The organism is Candidatus Aeolococcus gillhamiae, assembly GCF_016464765.1.
Taxonomy (GTDB): domain Bacteria; phylum Chloroflexota; class Dormibacteria; order Aeolococcales; family Aeolococcaceae; genus Aeolococcus; species Aeolococcus gillhamiae.
This window is the reverse complement of the sequence record NZ_JAEKNS010000085.1, coordinates 1-4,361: the sequence shown is the minus strand read 5'-3', so window position 1 is coordinate 4,361 and position 4,361 is coordinate 1. Positions and strand designations below refer to the sequence as shown.

Annotated in this window: 5 protein-coding genes; 3 read left to right on the top strand and 2 right to left on the bottom strand. The window is 69.5% G+C overall.

The genetic code is table 11. The features are described from left to right. Positions 1 to 326: 326 nt before the first annotated feature. Entirely contained in the window at positions 327 to 890 is a 564-nt protein-coding gene (locus JF886_RS08530) for a DUF6036 family nucleotidyltransferase (protein ID WP_337311495.1), read from the top strand. Next, positions 877 to 1,791 (top strand): hypothetical protein, encoded by a 915-nt coding sequence (locus tag JF886_RS08525; RefSeq protein WP_337311494.1) that lies wholly within the window; start codon positions 877 to 879, stop codon positions 1,789 to 1,791. Before JF886_RS08530 ends, JF886_RS08525 begins: the two co-directional genes overlap by 14 nt. A 12-nt stretch (positions 1,792 to 1,803) precedes the next feature. Here the strand turns inward: JF886_RS08525 and JF886_RS08520 are convergent, their stop codons facing one another. Both JF886_RS08520 and JF886_RS08515 read right to left on the bottom strand, forming a co-directional pair. Then, on the bottom strand, positions 1,804 to 2,103 hold the full coding sequence (locus tag JF886_RS08520) for a helix-turn-helix domain-containing protein (protein WP_337311493.1): 300 nt from the start codon (positions 2,101 to 2,103) through the stop codon (positions 1,804 to 1,806). Next, a complete protein-coding gene (locus tag JF886_RS08515) occupies positions 2,096 to 2,293 on the bottom strand; it encodes a hypothetical protein (RefSeq protein ID WP_337311491.1) in 198 nt (65 codons plus the stop codon). The genes JF886_RS08520 and JF886_RS08515 overlap by 8 nt, the downstream gene beginning before the upstream one ends. A 566-nt stretch (positions 2,294 to 2,859) precedes the next feature. On the opposite strand from JF886_RS08515, the gene mobF reads away from it, so the two are divergent. Next, positions 2,860 to 4,361: MobF family relaxase (mobF, locus tag JF886_RS08510; RefSeq protein ID WP_337311489.1), on the top strand; the 1,502-nt coding region annotated here is incomplete at its 3' end.

The following is a 4,361-nucleotide window of genomic DNA, read 5'->3' as shown; positions in this document are numbered from 1 at the left end:
CAGCTCAGCGTCGCATCGAACGCCGGCTGAGAAAACACCTACCCCGCATCGGATTCGAACCGATGATCTCACTGTCAGGACTGAGTTTCTGGTACCCCGTATCGGATTCGAACCGATGATCTCCGCCTTGAGAGGGCGATTCGGGGGTGTTTTCGGGGGGTTGCCACGTGTCGCCGCGAGCCATTCTGTATTCGAAATCGGGCATGCCGGCGGTGCGGCGTGCCGCCTCGTGACGCCCTGGGTCGGCAACATGGGCAACCAAATGGCAACAAATGGGCGGGTGGGAGGCGGGTGTAATACCGGCGATACGCCGGTATAATGTCCGCATGTTTGACGTAACCCAAGCGCTGGCGGCGCTCTCCGAGACCCTCGCAGCTCGCGAGCTCAACTACGAACTGGTGGCCGTGGGTGGGAGCAGCCTGGTGCTGCTGGGTCTCATCACACGTGCCACCAGAGATCTCGACATCGTGGCGACCGTTGAGGCCGGCAAGTACATCCCGGCGGCCAGCCTGCCGGAACCGCTGGTGGAGGCCGTGCGCGACATCGGCGACGTCCTCGGCATCGGTCCCCACTGGCTCAACCCCGGGCCCGCGGCATTGCTGGACTTCGGGCTGCCCGAGGGCTTCGCCGAGCGCGCCGAGGTCCGCAGCTTCGGTGCCCTGACCCTCCACCTCGCGAGCCGCCACGACCAGATCTACCTCAAGCTCTACGCCGTCGTGGATCAGGGTCCGGGGAGCAAGCATGTCGATGACCTGCGGGCCCTCGAGCCGTCGCCCGAGGAGCTCCGCGGGGCCGCGGGCTGGGCGCGGACGCACGATTCGTCCCCCGCCTTTCGCGAGGAGCTCGCGGCCGCGCTTCGCCTGTTCGGAGTCGACGATGCCGACCTATAGCGAGGAGATGCGCGAGCTCGTCCTGGGCACACTGTGGAGCCTGTGGACCGAGCTGGGCCTGAGCGGCTGGGAGCGCCACCACCAGGACGTCGCCGTCGACCTCGAGGCGCTGATCGTCGCCACCGCTCGCCTGGCACCTCTCGATGCCCGACTGACCGACGAGGCGCTCGACTGGTGCGTGACCAATGGCCGGCTCGCCTCCGCCGTTCGCCTCAAGCACCTGGCGGGTGCGGCCGACTCGACCACGCGACGCGCCCTGGGCACGTTCGCGGCCACGGTGAACGCGAACTCGCGGCTCAACTGGCCTGGCGCGACGACGCCGGGCGCGTTCACGGCCACCGGCCGGTCCGCCGAGCCCGAGCTGGCGCGTCCGGCGCTGATCCAGCTGCGGCTCCGAGCGCTGTGGGGCGTCTCGGCGCGCGCCGAGGTGCTCCGGGTGATGCTCGCCGAGGGGCACCGGTTCATGGGGATCAGCGAGGTAGCAGCCTTGGCGGCATTTGGCAAGGATGCGGTCGCCGAAGCGCTCGAGAACCTGCAGCGCGGCGGACTGCTGGAGGAAGCGGGGGCGCGCAACCTGCGCGTGTTCCGGCTTGGCCGACGGGGTGATCTCGTTGCGCTTGTGGGGACCGAGCCGGACTGGCAGCGGTCCTGGCCGTGGCCCGACGTCCTGCCGATCATGGTTGGCATCCTCGACGCGTCAGAACTGCCGGATATGTCGCCCTTGGCGCGCGCTGCGGAGATCCAGCGGCGACTACGCGAGTGGCGGCCTGCCCTCGCCCGTCTCGGCATCGTGACCGGTGCGCTCGGGACCGGCCTCGACTTCCTAGGTGGCTACGAGGAGTTCACGCGGCAAGCACTGGGCAAGTGGAGCGGGGTGGGGCAAGCGGCGATCCCGGCGTAGGAATGCACCCCGTCAGTCGCAGCCCGCGGCGACCTGCCGCGCAATCCACTCCTCCAGGGCGACCCGGGAAACCCGGATAAGACGCCCCACTCGCAGCGTCGGCAGCTGTCCCGAACGCAGCAGTTCGTACGTCCGCGTCCGACCCAGCTGGAGGGCCGCCTCAACCTGACGGACGGTGAGAAGCAGCGGCGGCAGCGATGGCGACGTTTGTGCATCGGACTCGCTGCCGACCGGCGACCGCGGCGGGAGCAGGTTCGCCTGGCGAGCGTCCGCTGATGTCCGGCTGTCGTCGGGAGCGGTCGGCCTACGCACCGCGACTGACGCGGGCTGGCTCGTGGCCGCTTTCCCGCGGCGGAACGATCGCGATGTCGTCGAACAGCAATGGCGTCCTCTTGTTGGTGTCCGGCGTGGGCCGGCCGCCGATGATGGGCAGGCGTGTCGCCGCGACGCCGGGCCGTGCCGTGGCTCGGCGGTATCCGGACAGGTCGCTGGGCGCGTTCATTGCGCTGTCAACAGGTGGAGCGGCTCGCGGCTCGCAAGGGTGGCGGCGACCCTTACCACGGTGCGGTCGCTGGCCGCGTGGTGGCGGAGCACGTTGTACAGGCAGGCGCGGCTGACGCCGGCCGAAGCGGCGAAGTCGCGCACCGTCCAGCCACGGCAAACAATCGCGGCACGGAGGGCGACGGGATTGAACCGTCCGGACGCGGCATCCCAGAGAGGTCGGTGAGCAGCCTCAAGAGCCTCCGGCGCGCCGGCAGCTCTCGGTCGGCAGTGTCCGGTCACAACCGCGCCGATCGGTCGCGGCCGCATGCGTACGCTGCGCAGGTCTTCTGGCATCGGGTGACTCATCGCGGGTACCCCATTCGGATCGCGTTGTTCCATCACCCTTCAGAACCCGCGCGCGTGCCCACCGTAGGACATAAGCGGAGCGCCTCAGTTCCAGATTGGACACTCTCGATACCCTTCGCTTCCTTATGCCTCCAGTCTGCGTCAATGTCCGGACTCAGTGTCCATTCCACCGCTGTCCACAATAGTTCACGCCAGTATCGACATCAACTAGGCACAGACTTGCTCGCCCTGCGAGCCTGGGAAGGTGTTCACCGCCAACACCTCACCGCTGCCGGTGTGTCCATGCTGAACATCGGCAAGCTGGGCCACGACGCCGTCGAGTACTACCTCGAGACGGTGGCCAGCGGCGTGGAGGACTACTACCTTCACGCCGGCGAGGCACCGGGTCAATGGCTGGGAGCGGGGACACGAGCCCTCGCGCTGCGCGGGGAGGTGAGCGGCGACGACCTTCGCCGCCTTCTCGGTGGCACGCATCCGGCAAACGGTGAGCCGCTCAGCCACGCCCAGGGAGGTCGGGAGCGTCTGCCCGGATACGACCTCACCTTCCGGGCTCCGAAGAGCGTCTCGCTGCTCTTCGCCCTCGGCGAGGGGGAGGTGTCGCGCGATGTCAAGTCGGCCCACGAGGAGGCGGTCCGTGCCGCGTTGGGCTACCTGGAGCGCGAGGCGGCCTTCGGCCGGCGGCGCGGCGAGGGCGGGATGGTGCGGGTGCGCGGCGAGGGGTTTGTTGCCGCCGCCTTCCAGCACCGCACCTCGCGGGCCGGTGACCCGCTCCTCCACCACCACGTGCTGGTCGCCAACCTCGTTCGCGACGGGCAGGGAGGCTGGGGCGCGCTGGATGGGCGGCTCCTCTACACCCACGCAAAGACGGCCTGCTACCTGTACCAAGCGGAGCTGCGCGCTCAGCTGAGCCGCCGGCTCGGAGTGTGCTGGACCCCAGTGATGCGGGGCACCGCGGAGATCCAGGGCATCTCCGCCGACGTCATCCGCGCCTTCAGTCGACGGCGCAGTCAGATCCTCGCCCGCATGGCAGAGCGCGGTGAGTCGAGCGCCAAGGCGGCCCAGGTGGCCACGCTCGACACCCGCCGGGCCAAGGACCACGAGGTCCAACCCGAGGGCCTGCTGCCGGAGTGGCGCTCCCGAGCTGCTGCACTGGGGCTGGCTCCGGAGACGATGGTCCGCATCGTCGGACGCGCCGACAAGTCGGCGGAGCGGCTCACGGACACAGACGTGGCGAAGGCCCTCGCGGAGCTCGTGTCGCCCACCGGGCTCACCGCGCACTCGAGCACTTTCACGCGGCGCGATGTCGTCCGCGCTCTCTGCGAGCGGCTCGGCCCTGCTGGGGACGCGGCCGCGGTCGAGGCCGCCGCGGACGTCTTCCTCGCCGCTCCAGCAGTGCTGGCACAGCGGACGACTCCGGCGCCGGGCAGCCGGTCCGTCATCCGTGTCGCCTCAGGCCGGGTCGTCCCTGCTGTTCCTGACGAGTGTCGCTTCACCACCGAAGAGATGCTGGCCACCGAACGCGAGGTCATCGAGGGCTGTCGTGAGCGCAACGCGCGACGGCACATCGCTCGCGGAGAGCGTGAGGTCACGCTCGAGCTCGACAACGGGCTCTACGTGGTGGAGCGGCGGCCGGCACCGGCGTCGGAGGCGGTGGTCGATGCGGCCGTCCGCGCCCGTCCGTCGCTATCCGCGGAACAGCGCGAGATGGTTCGCTGTCTGAC